This window comes from Opitutia bacterium (assembly GCA_016217545.1).
Lineage (GTDB): Bacteria > Verrucomicrobiota > Verrucomicrobiia > Opitutales > Opitutaceae > Didemnitutus.
Window position 1 is genome coordinate 1 of the sequence record JACRHT010000010.1, and the last position, 14,292, is coordinate 14,292.

The 14,292-nt window shown below is 65.8% G+C and carries 13 protein-coding genes; 9 read left to right on the top strand and 4 right to left on the bottom strand.

What is annotated here, in order from left to right; genetic code table 11:
• On the bottom strand, positions 1-390 hold a 390-nt coding region (locus HZA32_05650), incomplete at its 3' end, for a flagellin (protein ID MBI5423551.1).
• Between the two features lie 341 nt (positions 391-731).
• Here HZA32_05650 and fliD point away from each other — a divergent pair.
• The 5 genes from fliD to HZA32_05675 all read left to right on the top strand — a co-directional run bounded on the left by fliD (position 732) and on the right by HZA32_05675 (position 4,332).
• Complete coding sequence (fliD, locus tag HZA32_05655) at positions 732-2,447, top strand: flagellar filament capping protein FliD (protein ID MBI5423552.1); 1,716 nt, start codon at positions 732-734, stop codon at positions 2,445-2,447.
• A 2-nt stretch (positions 2,448-2,449) separates the two neighbouring features.
• Positions 2,450-3,124, top strand: a complete 675-nt coding sequence (locus HZA32_05660) for a hypothetical protein (GenBank protein MBI5423553.1) — start codon at positions 2,450-2,452, stop codon at positions 3,122-3,124.
• A gap of 192 nt (positions 3,125-3,316) precedes the next feature.
• Positions 3,317-3,526 (top strand): hypothetical protein, encoded by a 210-nt coding sequence (locus HZA32_05665; protein MBI5423554.1) that lies wholly within the window; start codon positions 3,317-3,319, stop codon positions 3,524-3,526.
• A 7-nt stretch (positions 3,527-3,533) separates the two neighbouring features.
• Positions 3,534-3,962 carry a flagellar export chaperone FliS gene (fliS, locus tag HZA32_05670; GenBank protein ID MBI5423555.1) on the top strand — a complete coding sequence of 143 codons (429 nt, stop codon included), beginning with the start codon at positions 3,534-3,536 and terminating at the stop codon, positions 3,960-3,962.
• A gap of 4 nt (positions 3,963-3,966) precedes the next feature.
• Entirely contained in the window at positions 3,967-4,332 is a 366-nt protein-coding gene (locus tag HZA32_05675) for a hypothetical protein (protein MBI5423556.1), read from the top strand.
• A gap of 137 nt (positions 4,333-4,469) precedes the next feature.
• Here HZA32_05675 and HZA32_05680 read toward each other — a convergent pair whose 3' ends face one another.
• Positions 4,470-4,862, bottom strand: coding sequence for a hypothetical protein (locus HZA32_05680; protein ID MBI5423557.1), 393 nt, complete (start codon positions 4,860-4,862; stop codon positions 4,470-4,472).
• A 124-nt stretch (positions 4,863-4,986) separates the two neighbouring features.
• Here HZA32_05680 and HZA32_05685 point away from each other — a divergent pair, with 124 nt between their 5' ends.
• The 4 genes from HZA32_05685 (at position 4,987) to HZA32_05700 (ending at position 8,971) form a co-directional block, all read left to right on the top strand.
• Positions 4,987-5,436: a response regulator gene (locus HZA32_05685; protein MBI5423558.1), complete on the top strand. Its 450-nt coding sequence runs from the start codon at positions 4,987-4,989 to the stop codon at positions 5,434-5,436.
• A 70-nt stretch (positions 5,437-5,506) separates the two neighbouring features.
• Complete coding sequence (locus HZA32_05690) at positions 5,507-6,982, top strand: sigma-54-dependent Fis family transcriptional regulator (GenBank protein MBI5423559.1); 1,476 nt, start codon at positions 5,507-5,509, stop codon at positions 6,980-6,982.
• Positions 6,983-7,268: 286 nt separating this feature from the next.
• Positions 7,269-7,802 (top strand): chemotaxis protein CheX, encoded by a 534-nt coding sequence (locus HZA32_05695; GenBank protein ID MBI5423560.1) that lies wholly within the window; start codon positions 7,269-7,271, stop codon positions 7,800-7,802.
• 20 nt (positions 7,803-7,822) lie between these two features.
• Positions 7,823-8,971, top strand: a complete 1,149-nt coding sequence (locus HZA32_05700; protein MBI5423561.1) for a response regulator — start codon at positions 7,823-7,825, stop codon at positions 8,969-8,971.
• A 112-nt stretch (positions 8,972-9,083) separates the two neighbouring features.
• Here the strand turns inward: HZA32_05700 and HZA32_05705 are convergent, their stop codons facing one another.
• Both HZA32_05705 and HZA32_05710 read right to left on the bottom strand, forming a co-directional pair.
• Positions 9,084-13,928, bottom strand: coding sequence for a PAS domain S-box protein (locus tag HZA32_05705; protein MBI5423562.1), 4,845 nt, complete (start codon positions 13,926-13,928; stop codon positions 9,084-9,086).
• Positions 13,929-14,136: 208 nt separating this feature from the next.
• The coding region (locus tag HZA32_05710) for a chemotaxis protein CheW (GenBank protein MBI5423563.1) at positions 14,137-14,292 on the bottom strand (156 nt) is incomplete at its 5' end.

Consider the following 14,292-nt stretch of genomic DNA (forward strand, 5'->3'; position numbering starts at 1 on the left):
CTTCTCGTCGGCGAGGGAATCGAGCTCGCTCTGGAGTTCGGTGAACTCGGCGTCGTAGTTCGCGAGGTCATCGGAATTCTTGGTCGGATCCTGGTAGAGCGTGTGGAGCTCGCCGAGGCGTTCGAGGACCTTGCCGGTCACCTTGAGCACGCCGTCTTGCGACTGCAGGAACGAGATCGAATTCGCGATGTTGGTGTTGGCCGCGCTGGAGCGCTTCGCGGCGGCGGACAATTTCATCGACACGGCGAGGCCGCCGGCGTCGTCCGCAGGATTGACGATCTTCGAGCCGCTCGAGAGGCGATTGAGGCTCTTTTGGAGCATTTCATTCGACGCGGCCAGGTTGTTCGACGCGACGGTCGCGGCGAAGTTGCTGTTGATGACAACTGACATGGTATCTTCCTTGATTTTAGATGCGACGTCCGTGTCGCATTCGGCCCCAGATTAGCGGTTCCAGGACGGACCGGCCTTGGTTTCTGATTCGCGGCAACAGAGGTAACGGCGCGCGAGGGGGAAAATTTAGCCGCCGACAAGCGGAAAAAATTTCCGGTGGTGTTTCGCGCGATCGCGTCGCGAAGAGGCTTTCACTCGGGAAACCGCGATTTCCACTGGTCAAAATTTGCCGGGCAAAATTTTTCTGCGGAACGCAGATTCATTTAACTTTTTGCCGGGACGGCCGATGAAGGTGTGGGGCAGTCCGCGCCTTTCACGCGGCGGCCCCGCGACACACTCCCATGGCCGGCATCAAAATCTCGAACCTCCTGCAGAACTCCGCTTTCGATTGGCAGGAAATCGTCACGAAGCTGATGGACGTGCAGCGCACCGCGACCATCAAGCCGGTCGAGGCGGAGGTCGCGAAGAACCAGGAAAAGACCACCGCCCTCGGCGAGATCAACACGCTCCTCGAGAACCTGAAGTCCGCTGCGCAGGCGATGCGCACCGACAACGTCTTTTCCCTGCGCTCGGTCTCCTCCGCCTCCAGCACCACCTGGTCCTCGACCTCGTCCAACGGCGCGGCGGTCGGCTCGTATACCTTCGACGTCACCCAGCTCGCCACGAGCGCGCGCCTCGCCGGCGCCGACAACATCGGCTCGTCCCTCTCCGCCACCGACGACGTTTCCGGCCTGACGGTGGCCAATCTCCGCACCGCCACCGCCGTGAAGGCCGGCACTTTCACCGTCAACGGCAATCAGGTCACCGTCGCCACCACCGATTCGCTCGAGGATGTCTTCGACGCCATCTCGACCGCCACCGGCGGCGCCGTGACCGCCAGCTACAGCGCGGCGACGGACAAGGTGACCCTGACCGGTTCCTCGACTGTCGTGCTCGGCGCGGCGAACGACACCAGCAATTTCCTCTCCGTCTTCAAACTCGCCAACAACGGCGCATCCTCGGTCGCCAGCTCCGGCAAGCTCGGCACGTTGAAGACCACCGCCGCCCTCGCCAGCGCCGGTCTTGCCACCACGCCGAGCGGCTCCGGCTCGTTCGCCATTAACGGCGTGAGCATCAGCTACAATTCCGCGACCGACACGATCTCGAGCCTCATCTCCCGCATCAACAAGTCCACCGCCGGCGTCACCGCGAGCTACGACTCCGCGAACGACCGCATGATGCTCACGAACAACACGACGGGCGACGTGGGCATCGGCGTCACCGACGACAGCAACGGCATCCTCGCCGCGCTCGGCCTCACGAGCGGCGCCGGCGCCAGCCTGACCCGCGGTAAGAACGCGCTCTTCACGGTCAACGGCGGCGAAACGCTCAGCAGTGCCAGCAACACCCTCACCGACAGCGTGCATGGCATCAGCGGGCTCTCCGTCACGGTCAACACGGAGCAGGAACAGACCCTCACGGTCGGCAGCGACGTCGCGTCGATGCAGGGCTACATCACCAAATTCATCGACGCTTTCAACGCCGTCCAATCCAAGATCGACGAGGATACCAAGATCACGATCACCGGCACCAACGTCGCCACCTCCGTCCTCACCGGCGACCACGAAGTGGAAGGGTGGGGCACGAAGCTGCGCGACCTCGCGTTCAACACCATCAGCGGCCTGTCGGGCACGATCGACCAGCTCAACGACCTCGGCATCGATTTCGACGGCATCAGCAATCAGCTCAAAGTCACCGACAGCGAGAAGCTCGCGACCGCCCTCACCGACAAGCCCGACGACGTCAGCGCGTTCTTCCTCACCTCGAGCACGGGCTTTGTTTCGAAATTCTACACGTCGCTCACCACGCTGACTTCCGACAATCGCGCCCAGCAGTCCCGGCTCAGCAAGGCCAACGAAAGCCTGAACGACCAGCTCGATCGCCTGAAGACCCAGTTGGCCGCGGAGGAGGAGCGGCTCACCACCGCCTTCATCAAGATGCAGCAGGCCCAGTCCGCCGCGCAAAGCCAGGCCTCCGCGCTCGACAACGCCTTCGGCAACAACAACAGCGACAACTGACGATGAACGCACTCCGCCGCTCCTTCGTCATCGTTGCCGCCGGCCTCGCCGGCACCTTCCTGCTCGCCGGCTGCGAGCTCACGCCCGACCTGAACGACCCGGTGCGCTTCGGCCCGTATTACGCCCCGCGCAATTTCGCCGGCGAGAAACAGATGCCCGCCGAGGTGCGCCGCGTGCTCGTGTTGCCGGTGGCGCTCGGCGCACTCGGACCGGAGGAAACGGCGATCACGCTCGATGCCGCCGTGACGCAGGCGTTGCAGGTTCAGCAACGTTTCGAAGTCGTCTCGCTGCCCCGCGCGGAGTTGCGGCGGCTGTTCGGCACGGCGGAGATTTCGTCCACCGCCGCGCTGCCCCACGGCATGCTCGATGAATTGGCCAAGCGATTCGCGGTCGACGCGGTGCTTTTCACCGACGTGACCGTTTACCAGCCTTACCGCCCGCAATCGATCGGCCTGCGCAGCAAGCTGGCGACCACGCGCGACGTCCGCCTCGTTTGGACGTTCGACGAAGTGATCTCCGCCAGCGACCCCGCCGTGGCCAACAGCGCGCGCCGCCAACCCTTCGTGGAGGCCCAAGGCCGCAGCCCGGTCGACCTCAGCCCGGCCACCCTGCTCAGTCCCTCCCGCTACGCCGCCTTCGCGGCCGGCGAGATGTTCCGCACTTTGCCCCCGCGCTGATCTCATGCGCACTTTGACAGTTTACATCTAAAGAATCCCCGCGATCCGACGATATTGACCCTATCAACCAACGGCGTTCCCTGCCATCAGCGGCTGACCGTTCCTACCAACGCTGAGTCCATGATTCATTCCACTTCTCCCTCTGACCGGACGGCACGAACGGACGCTGTGCCGCTGGTCCCGCAAAAACCCGTGGTTCGCGGTCCCGGTGCCGACAGCTTCTCGGCCGGGCAATCCGCCACGCTGCACGCCGCCCTGAAGGCGCAGCCCGAAATCCGTCCCGAGGTCGTCGCGCGCGCCAAGGAGCTCGCCGCCGATCCGAATTATCCGTCCGCCGACATCCTCCGCCAGGTTGGAGCGGCGATCCTCAATTCCCCGGATCTTTCCGAAGACCAGTCCTGAGCCCACCATGGTTGCCCAAGACTACGCGCGGACCTACCGCTCCAACGCGGTTCTCACCGCCAGCCCCGGCCAGCTCGTGCTGATGCTCTACGATGGCGCGCTGCGCGCCCTCCACGGCGCCCGTGGCGGCTTCGAACTCTCCAGCGAAGATCCCCGGCGCTACGAAGTGATCAATACCCAGCTCCTCAAGGCGCAGGCGATCATCTCCGAACTCCAGGGCACGCTCAATCTCGAGGCCGGCGACGGCAAGTTCGCCCGCGAGATGCACCGCCTCTACGACTACTACCTCCGCCGCCTGATGGAGGCCAACCTCCGCAAGCAGCAGGAGCCGATCATCGAGGTCGAGCGTCTGCTCGGCGACGTGCGCAACGCGTGGGCCGAGATGCTCGCCAAGCACGAAAGTTCGACGACCGAGCACGTTCGCGGCGTCGCCTGATCCAATGGAGACGCCGCTCCAGACCGCGCAACGCCTGCTCACTGCTCTCGAGGACCTCGCGAGCCAGGAGTCGGTGTTGCTGCGTTCGCTGGATCTGGTGGAAGCGGTCCAAATCTCCGAGCGCGCCGCCCCGCTCGTCGAAAAGCTCTGCACGCTCGCGGTCGATCCCACGGTCGCTTTGCTCCGTCCGCGCGTGGAGGAGCTCGTCGCGCAGCGCCGGCGCAACGCCGTGCTGCTCGATTCCCACCTCGCCCGGTTGCAAGGCGAACTGCGACGGATCGACGAGGCGCGCAGCCGCCTCGCGCGCGTCGCCCCCGTCTATTCCGGCGGTGCGCCTCTCGTCGAATCGCGACTCAACACCGCGGCGTAACCTGCACGCGTCGTCCGCGTTTTCCTCCGGGCCGGCATCAGCCGGCCCTTTTTGTTTCGGTGCCTCAGCTGCGTGAGCCCCAAAAGAAAGGCCTCCCGCGGGAGACCTGAACGTGAGCGATCAGTTTAAGGGAAGGGTCAAACCGCCTCGGCGAGCCGGGCGCCGGCGTCTTCCGTCGGGACGATGTCGACGGCGACCGCCATCCACTCCGCCGCCACTTTCCGCGCTTCGCTGGTCCAGTTCACATCGGGCTTGGAGAAAATCGAGTGCGTGGCGCTTTGCTCGGTGCCCTTCCATGACAGCGCAGCCTTGAGGCAGGGCGTGCCATCGGCGAGGGCGTAGCTTTGCAGCAGCACCTGGCCGCGGGAAATCAGGCCGGCCGCCGTGCGGACGCTCAAGTTCAGTCGCGCGAGGCCGAGATGATAGTTCACGGTGCGGGAGGTTTCCCAGCTGCCATCGAGGGGCGCGGGATCATCCGCCGCCAGGGCGCGCTCGAAATCGGACAGGAAGGAGAGCAGGCGAGTGTGCATGAACAGAAAGAGTCAATCGCCTCAATCGCCACTCTGGGGCGAAACTTGAGGAATATTTTTCGGGAATAAGCGGAAAGAAAGCTCGCGGTCCCGGCTAGGGCCGATTGGCTGATGCCCCTTCCGCATGCGTGATTCCTCATCACTGTCTCCGGCGCCTTCCGACCCTTCGCGACGCAATGCGGTCCTGCTGCTGGAAGACAATGAGATCATCGCCAGCATGCTCACGGCGCTGCTGAAATCCATGTCGTTGCGTGTGATCTGGTGTGCCGACGGAGCGAGTGCGGAGCGGGTTTTCGCGGAGCGTCATGGCGAGGTGCTGCTCGTGCTGGCCGATTGTCGTCTCCCGGATGTCGACGGCCGCGATGTTTGCGCGCGGTTTCGCACCCGGATTCCCGAACTTCCCGTTTTGGTCACCAGCGGCAGCGTCTCCGGTCGTGGCGTCGCTCCGCTCGAGCGCAACCGCCTGGTCGAATATCTGCCCAAGCCTTACGCGCCTTCGGAGGTGCTGACGCGCGTGCGGCGGCTGATGGACGCCGCCAGTAGCGCCGGACCTTTGAACACAGGAATGGTTTGAACCGTTCGCCGGTGTCCTCTAGCGGTGTAGGTTCCAACTGATTCGCGGCCTCGCGCCGCTCGCGCACCCCATGTCGTTCGAGAAAGTCCTCATCGTCGAAGACGAGCCCGTCGTCCGCAATCTCCAGACCGAGATCTTCACGCGGCGCAAATTCATCGTCGCGACGGCCGAGACGCTCGCGCAGGCCGAGTCGTTGCTGACCAAGGAGTCGTTCGACCTCGTGATGCTCGACATCCGTCTGCCCGACGGCGACGGCCAGCAATTCCTCGAGCGCCTCGCGACGCTCCCCGAGCGCCCGCTCGTGGTGATGGTCACCGGCTACGGCTCGATCGAATCCGCCGTGTCGTGCATGCGCGCCGGCGCGTTCGACTACGTGCTGAAGCCTTTCACGCCCTCGCAGATCGATATCATCATCAAGAAGGGCCAGTCCTACCGCCAGTTGCTCCAGGTCAACAAGCTCCTCAGCGACCAGCAGGGCGAGGACGAGGGAGCCATCGTGGGCAAAAGCCCGACGATGCTCCGCCTCCGCCAGCTCATCGAGCGCGTCGCTCCGACCGACGCCACGGTGCTCATCACCGGCGAGAACGGCACGGGCAAGGAAATGGTCGCGCGCGAACTCTACCGCCGCAGCCCGCGCCGCCAGAATCCCTTCATCAAGGTCAACTGCGCCGCGATTTCCGAGAATCTGATCGAGAGCGAGTTCTTCGGCCACGAGCGCGGCGCGTTCACCGGCGCCACCGACCGCCGCGAAGGCCGCTTCGAACTCGCCAACCAAGGCACGCTGCTCCTCGACGAAGTCTCCGAAATTCCCGCGAACCTTCAGGCGAAGCTCCTGCGCGTGCTCCAAGAGCGCGAATTCGAGCGCGTCGGCGGCAATCGCACGATCAAGGTCAACGTCCGCATCCTCGCCACCTCGAACCGCGACCTCATCGGCTACGTCGAGAAAGGCGCGTTCCGGCAGGACCTCTATTACCGGCTCAACGTTTTCCCGGTGCACGTGCCGTCGCTGCGGGAGCGTGCGGAGGACATCCTGCCGCTCGCCGATCATTTTCTCGCCCGCTACGCCCGCAAATTCGGCATCAAGGTCGCCGGCTTCTCCGAATCCGCGCGCGGCGCCATGCTCGGCTACCGCTGGCCGGGCAACGTCCGCGAACTCCAAAACACGATCGAGCGCGCCGTCATTCTCACCGAAGAAGGCCGGGCCGTCTCGGCCGCTGCGCTCGGCCTGCCGCTCGTCGGCAGCGTGACCTCGTCCGGCGAAGCCCTGCTGAACTCCAGCGTTCCTTTCGACTTCGAGCAGCGGACCGCCAACGGCAACAGCGTCGCCGAGTCGTCCGCCGTGGCGACGACCGATGCGAGCGGCAAGGTGCTGACCATCGCCGAACTCGAAAAGCAGGCCATCAAGGCGGCCTTGCAGCAGACCGGCGGCAATCGCACGAAAGCGGCCGAACTGCTCGGGATCAGCATCCGCACGCTGCGCAACAAGCTCCAGGAATACCGCGATGCCGGCGACCCGATCGAGGTCGGCGCGGACGCGGCCGACTGAAGCGGCCACCCCGCTCGGGAAAAGCGCTCCGGTTTAAGTAGGCAGCGCGCTTGCGCGCGCCCGGCGAAAGCGCGCGCAAGTGCACTGCCTGCGCGACACGACGCTATTCCAGTGCTGTTCACGCGAACGCGCGGTGCGATTTCAGTCAAATTCGGCTGTGCCGATGTAACATCATGTCGCCGGCGTTCGCACGCACACACTTCCACGAAATTTCGCGTAAAGTCTACGCGGAGGTGGGCCGATAACCTTGCAGAGTCGCGTCCCCGACAACGAGCACCCAATTACCATGCCCGCCACCCAGGAAATCTCCGAGTCCCTCGTCCGCGAGAACATCACCCGTGCCATCGCCGACGTTTTCAAAACCATGCTGGGCCAATCGTCGGCGCTGGCTACCACCGCCACGCAAGGCAGCGAAGCCAGCTGGCCGCCGATCCCGGTCGATGGCGCGAACTGCGCTCCGCAAGTTGTCGGCACCGTCGGCTTCATCGGCGACGCCAACGGCCTCATCTACCTCTACCTGCCTGTGCACTTCGCCAAGATCTGCACCTGCCAGCTGCTCGGCATGAGCGAGGCCGAGGTCGATGAAGCGGGCGACGAGGTCGTCAACGACGCCATCGGCGAGCTCACCAACATGAGCGTCGGCTCCTTCAAGAACGGCCTCTGCGACGCCGGCTACCCCTGCATGCTCACGATCCCCTCGATCCTGCGCGGCAGCAATTTCTGCGTGGAGCCCATCAGCTCGGCGCAGCGCTACATCTACTCCTTCGAATGCGGCGGCCACAAAATCGTGACCGACATTCTGATGAAGACCGGCAACTGAACCGTTTTCCGACTCCACCCATGCGCAACAAAGTTCTCACCGTCGACGATTCCAAAACTGTCCGTATCATCGTGCGGAAGGCGTTCAAGCCGTATGACTGCGAAATCCTCGAGGCGGCCAACGGCGTCGAGGGCCTCGCGGTGGCCGCGAAGGAAATGCCCGACCTGATCCTCCTCGACGTCACCATGCCCGTCATGGACGGCGTCGAAATGCTCACGAAGCTGAAGGCCGACCCGCAGCTCAAGAGCATCCCCGTCATGATGCTCACCGCCGAAGGCGGCCGCGACAACGTCCTCAAGATCGCCAAAATCGGCGTGCGCGACTACATCGTGAAGCCGTTCAAGGAGGAAGTCCTCGTCGAGAAGGCTGGCCGCATCATCGAGCTCAAGCCGCTCTCCGACGGTCCTGCGAAGGCGCGCTCCATTTTCGATCCCGCCACGCTCCTCGTCGTCGAGGACAAGCCCGCGATCGTCCAGCAGATCCAGGAAGGCCTGAAGCACACGCCGTGGAAGATCCATGGCGTCAGCACGCAGGGTGAGGCGATCGACTTCTGCACGAAGTCCCCGCCGGATCTGATCATGATCTCGCTGTCGCTGCCGGAAGACGCGGCGTTCACGCTCTTCCGTCTCATCCGCACGAACGTGAAGACGAAATACACGCCCGTGTTCGGCCTGGTCGTGAAGACCGAGACCGCCCCGCAGCAGCAGGCGCAGACGGTTGGTTTCACCACGGTCATCACGAAGCCGATCGATCTCGGCGAGCTCGAGACGAAGATCGCCAAGGCGATGAACCTCGACACCTCCCAGCGCTACTTCGCCATCGAGGGCGATTGCCTGATGATGAAGGTCTCGGACAACAGCTCCCAGTCCGTGATCGCCGAAGTCGCCACCTACATGAAGCCGAAGATGGCCGAGGCCGTCGATGCCGGTCACAACAAGGTGATCATCGACGTGCACCAGCTGAAGTCCCTCCACATGGGCGTGATCAAGCTGCTCGTGCAGGCCATGCAGACCTGCCGCGACCTCGGCATGCAGTTCGCGATCGTCGGCAACTCCGTCATCGCCACCGAGTGCAAGGGCTTCGAAGACACGCGCACGTGGACCTTCCACGAGAGCGTGGACGAGGCGAAGGCCAGCCTGAGCAAGCAGCCCGCGCTCGCCAGCGCCTGAGCGGGACAAAATTTCTTTGCGCATACGACGCCGCGGCCCGCGCCGCGGCGTTTTCGTTTTCCTCGCGGCGGGGCCTGCGGGCGCGGGATGGACGCCGCGCGCTCGGACGGCGTTAGCTGTTCGCGGTCGGCCGCAGCGCTTGCGCGACGGCGCGGGCGAGGTCCGCGAGCGTCGGTGGCTTGGAAAGCACGGCGGCGATGCGCAGGCGTGAACTCTCGGTCTGCTGTTCGGCTTCGAGATGGCCGGAGACGATCAGGATCGGCAATTCGGGGTGGGCCAGCCGGATGTTTCGCGCGAGATCGAGGCCTGTCATGCCGGGCATCGCGTAGTCGGCGACCACGAGATCGTAGGCGGTCGGTGTCGCGGAGAATTTCAGCAGCGCTTCGGGCGCGTGGCGCGCGATCACGACGTGATAGCCGAGATATTCCAGCATTCCGGCGAGCGCGGCGCGCGGGCCGGCATCGTCGTCCACCAGCAGCACGTGCTGGCCTTGGCCGCGCGGGTAGTCGGCGGCGGTCGCCGGCGCGGGAGCGTCGGCCGCGGCCGAGGCGACGACGGGGAAATAGATTTCGAAGCGGGTGCCGACGTCCGGCGTGCTTTGCACCGTGATCGTGCCGCCGTGGCTGCGCACGATCCCGTGGACGACCGCGAGGCCCAAGCCGGTGCCGCGGCCCGCTTCCTTGGTGGTGAAGAACGGATCGAAGATGCGCTGGAGCACTTCTGCGCTCATGCCCTTGCCGTTGTCGGCCACCGCGAGGCGCACGGCGGTGCCGGGCGGGAGATCGGGATGTTCGAGTTGGCGGGCGGCGTCGACTTCCACGCAATCGATGGCGACCTCGATGCGGCCGCCGATCGGTGGCAGGGCGTGCCAGGCGTTGGTGCAGAGGTTCATCACCACTTGGTGGAGTTGCGTGGCGTCGCCGCGGACGGCGGGGCAATGGTGGTCGAGTTGCGCGGAGATCTCGACCATGGGTGGCAGCGTCGAGCCGAGCAGGCGCAACGCTTCCTCGACGACGCGCGGGAGATCGATCGGGCCGTAGTCGCCCTCGGTGCGCCGGGAGAAAGTCAGGATATGCTGCACGAGGCGTTTGGCGCGGACGCCGGCGGCGGCGATGTTGTCGAGCCAGCGTGTGGACTCGTGGCCCGATGGCAGCTCAAGGCGCACGAGTTCCGCCGAACCGAGCATGCCGGTGAGGAGGTTGTTGAAATCGTGGGCGATGCCGCCGGCGAGCGTGCCGAGCGACTCCATCTTTTGCGTCTGGCGCAGTCGCGCCTCGGCCTGGCGTTGGGCCGTGATGTCTTGGATCGAGTTGAGGGTGTAGTGCTGGCCGGCGATCTGGATCAGGCTGCCGCTGAAGAGCACGGGGAACACGTCGCCGTTGCGGCGGCGCAGGCGCGTTTCGAAGCCGGTGACGTGGCGTTCGGCTTGGAGCAGCTGCAGGTAGCGGGTGCGGTCCTCGGGGTCGGCCCACGCCATGAGATCGAGGGAGGTTTTGCCCAACGCTTCGGATTTTTCGATGCCGAAGCCGCGCGAGGCGGCGGAATTCGCCTCGATGATGCGGCCGTCGGGGAACGAGAGCAGCAGGATCATGATGGGGCTTTCCTCGAACACGGCGTGGAAGCGCTCCTCGCTTTCACGCAGCGCCTTCTCGGCCTGTTTGCGCTCGGAGATGTCGCGCAGCATGTTGCGCCCCTCGATCACGACGCCCCGGTCGTCGCGCACGAAGTCGGTGGTCTGCTCGACCCAGAATTTCCGTCCCTCCTTCGTCTGCACCGGGAACTCGCAGGAGACTGTCTTGCAGGCGGGATCGGCGAGCCAGCCCTTGTAGCGGCGAACGATGTCGTCGCGCGCCTCGGGAGCGATGAGGCGGAAGCACGAGGTGCCGACCAATTCCTCCGGGGTGTAGCCGCCGATGGCGAAGATCGCCGGGTTGCAGTAGGTGAATTGGCTGCGGCGGTTCGCGACGTAGTAGCCCTGCGTGATGGCTTCGACGAGGGTGCGGTAGTGCTTCTCGCTGTCGCGCAGGGCGGTCTCGGCGCGCTTGAGGTGCGTGACGTCGAGGAAGGAATTGAGCGAGTAGGAACGCCCGGCGAGATGCACGAGCCGGTTGTGCATCACCAGCGCGAGCTCGCGGCCGTCGCGGTGCTTGAGCGTCACGGCGACGTCGCTGAGGCGGCCTTCGGTGGCCAGCTGGCGCACGTAGCTCTCGCGCGTGGCGTGGTCCGGCCAGAGGCCGGACTCCATCACGTTGCGGCCGATGGCGTCATCGCGCGTGTAGCCGAACGCGCGAGTGACGGCGGCGTTGATGTCGACGATTTGTCCGTCGGGGTAGGAGACGAGCACCATGGGCACGGGACCGTCGTCGAAGAGGCTGCGGAACTTCTCCTCGCTGTCGCGCAGGGCGATCTCGGCGAGGCGGTGTTCGGTGACGTCCTGAATGATGCCCTGCATGCCGACCACGCGGCCGCTCGCGTCGAGCTTGGGTTCGCCTTCGTCGTGGATGTGGCGAATCGCGCCGTCCGCGCGGCGGATGCGGTAGTTCATCGCGAATTTGCGACGTCCGGAAAAGGCGGCGTCGACCTCGTGCCGGACGGCGGCGAGATCGTCCGGGTGCAGGCGCGAATCGAAGAAGGCGCGATCCACGACGGCGCTTTGGGGCGGGAGACCGAAGATGCGGTAGGTCTCGTCGGACCAGTGTTCGAAGCGGTTGCCGTTCTCGAAGGAGTATTCCCAATGCCCGAGTCGGGCGATGCGTTGGGCTTCGCGGAGTTGCCATTCGCTCTCGCGCAAGGCGGTGGTCTTCGCCTCGGCGACGCGCACGGCGTCCTCGTAGATGGTCGCGTTGCGGAGCACCAGCGCCGAGAGCTGCGCGAGCAGCTGACCTTTTTGGAGGTCATCGAGGTTGAACGGGTGATCGGGCGCCGTGCGGCAGAGGCCGAGGACGCCGATGGCGCGATCACCGTGAACAATCGGAAACACGGCGGCGGCGCGCATGCCCGCGGTGCGGTAGGCCGCGCGACCGTCGGGCAGCCCGCTGTAGTCGTCGACGACGACGGGCTGCCGCGTGTCGAGCGCGCGCCAAGCCAGTGTCGCCTCGCGGCCGACGGGCTCCTGAGCGCCTTCGGGCAGGGGGCCGCGGTGGGCACGGACGAGGAGCTTGTCCTCGTGCAGGAACGAGATCTCAGCCAGCGGGGAGTCGAGCAGGGTCGCCGCGCGGTCGACGATGGCCTGCAACAGGTCGGCCGAGTCGCGGCGGGCGAGCAGGTCGAGCGCGGTCTCGCTGATTGCCGAGTAAAGCTCGGCCTGCCGGCGGGAGGCTTCCTCGGAGCGTTTCGCGATCGTGATGTCGGTGTGCGTGCCGATCAGGCGGAGCGCGCGGCCGCGGCTGTCGCGCGCGATGCATTTGCCGTTGCTGCGGATCCAGCGCAACGAGCCGTCCGCGCGGCGCACGCGGTGGGCAATCACGTAATCGTCCGTGTGTCCGAGCACGACGCGGCGGTAGGCGTGGCGGACCTCGGGGCGATCCTCGACGGGAACCAGTTCGAGCAGCCGGCGCAGGGACTCGCGGCGGGCGCCCGGCGCGCCGCCGGCGATCTCGGGCCAGCGTTCGTCGAGGTAGACCTCCTCCCGATCGGCGTCGTAGTCCCAGAGGGCGCTGCCGGACGCGGCGAGGGCGAGGCGCAGCTGTTCGTCGCTGCGGGCGAGTTTTTCCTCAGCGGTCTTGCGCGCGTGGATGTCGGCGTGCGTGCCGGCGATGCGAATGGGGCGGCCGGCGGCATCGCGCTCCGCGATCCGGCCGAGGGAGCGGATCCAGCGCCACTGGCCGGCGGCGTCGCGGAGGCGAATCTCGGCTTCGTAGCGCGGCGTGACGCCGCGCACGTGGGCCTCGCTGGCGGCGTGGGCGCGCTCCAAATCGCCGGGGTGCACGAGTTGTTCCCACGCGGCGCGGGTGGAGGGAATGTCGCCGGGGGCGTAACCGAGGATCTGCGTGAGCAGGCCGCTGATCTCGGCGGCGTCGGTGAACACGTTCCACTCCCAGGTGACGAGCTGGCTGCCATCGAGCGCGCGCTGCAGCTGGGCGCGGTTTTCCTGGAGCTTTTTCTCGCGCTCGCGCAGGGCGGCGGTGCGTTCCTCGACGAGGCGCTCGAGCTCGGTGCGGGAGAAGGCGTTCGAGCGCAGCGTGTCGATGGCGTCGTTGATGGCGCGGGCGACGGCGCCGAGCTCGTCTTGGCCGGTGTAGGTGAAGCCGACACTGAGCTGTTCGCCGAGGTTGACGCGGCGGGCCTCGTTCTCGATGCGGCGCAACGGGCGGATGAATTGGCGGTTGACGGCGTAGAGCCCGCCGAGAAGCAGCGCGACGAGGAAGGCCGTGCCGACGAGCTGGCGCTGGCGTTCGCGGCGGGATTGAGCGTGCAGGGCGGTCTCGGCGCGCAGGCGGCCGACTTCGAGTTGCAGCTGGAATCGGCGGAGCGGCGCGAGGATGTCGTCCTCGATGCGGGGCAGGATGATGTTTCGCGCGAAGCGGGTGCGGACGTCCGGAGTGGAGTTGACGATGGCGCCGAATTCGCGCCACTCGCGCTCGAACGAATTGCCGGCTTCCGTGAGACGCGCGAGGGACTTCGCCAACTCGTCGTCGGCGCTGGCGTCGCGCACGATTTCGAGCGTGTGGATCTTGTCGAGCGCTTGTCGCAGCACGTCGCCGGCCTGATGTCCGGCGGGGCCGATGTCGTCCCACGCGGCGGGTAGCGCCGGCGGGGGCGCTTGCAGCGTGGTGAGCAGGTGCGCAAACGCGTTCGTGGCGGAGCGGGCGGCGGCTTTTTCGGCGACGACGGCCTGTTGATGTAGTTCCGCGGAGCGCTCGGCTTCCTGCCAGGTGAAATAGTCGTAGATGGCGTCCGATGCGATCAGGGCCGCGGCTGCGGCGGCACCGAAATAGACTTTCGTCGCGATCTTCAAGTGGCCCTAAGTCACCTCCAGCGTTAAGCGAACTCCGCGCTGGTGCCTAGGAGAATCTCCCATGGGAAGGATTGAAATCTCTTCCTCGGAAGATTGGGGCCGCGAGTCTCCTGTCCGAAACTCGCGGCCCCGTCCCTGGATCATGTCAGATCCTCTGTCCTGAACTTCGCCCTCGCGGGCGATAAGGGTGTGGCGTGATCGCGCGCGGTCAGGCGGCGGCGGGGATGGATTGCATGGTTTCCGGGGCGACGACGCGGTCGATGTCGAGGAGGGTTTTCACGTCGCCTTTGACCTTGGCCATGCCGAGGAGGTAGGTGGTGTCGACGCGGGTGCCGAATTCGGGCGTGGGCTCGATTTCGGTGGC

What these genes read in the sequence shown, in the direction of transcription:
- fliD (MBI5423552.1), top strand. Translation starts at nt 732, where the DNA reads ATGGCCGGCATCAAAATCTCGAACCTCCTGCAGAACTCCGCTTTCGAT.
- HZA32_05660 (MBI5423553.1), top strand. Translation starts at nt 2,450, where the DNA reads ATGAACGCACTCCGCCGCTCCTTCGTCATCGTTGCCGCCGGCCTCGCC.
- fliS (MBI5423555.1), top strand. Translation starts at nt 3,534, where the DNA reads ATGGTTGCCCAAGACTACGCGCGGACCTACCGCTCCAACGCGGTTCTC.
- HZA32_05675 (MBI5423556.1), top strand. Translation starts at nt 3,967, where the DNA reads ATGGAGACGCCGCTCCAGACCGCGCAACGCCTGCTCACTGCTCTCGAG.
- HZA32_05680 (MBI5423557.1), bottom strand. Translation starts at nt 4,862, where the DNA reads ATGCACACTCGCCTGCTCTCCTTCCTGTCCGATTTCGAGCGCGCCCTG.
- HZA32_05685 (MBI5423558.1), top strand. Translation starts at nt 4,987, where the DNA reads ATGCGTGATTCCTCATCACTGTCTCCGGCGCCTTCCGACCCTTCGCGA.
- HZA32_05690 (MBI5423559.1), top strand. Translation starts at nt 5,507, where the DNA reads ATGTCGTTCGAGAAAGTCCTCATCGTCGAAGACGAGCCCGTCGTCCGC.
- HZA32_05695 (MBI5423560.1), top strand. Translation starts at nt 7,269, where the DNA reads ATGCCCGCCACCCAGGAAATCTCCGAGTCCCTCGTCCGCGAGAACATC.
- HZA32_05700 (MBI5423561.1), top strand. Translation starts at nt 7,823, where the DNA reads ATGCGCAACAAAGTTCTCACCGTCGACGATTCCAAAACTGTCCGTATC.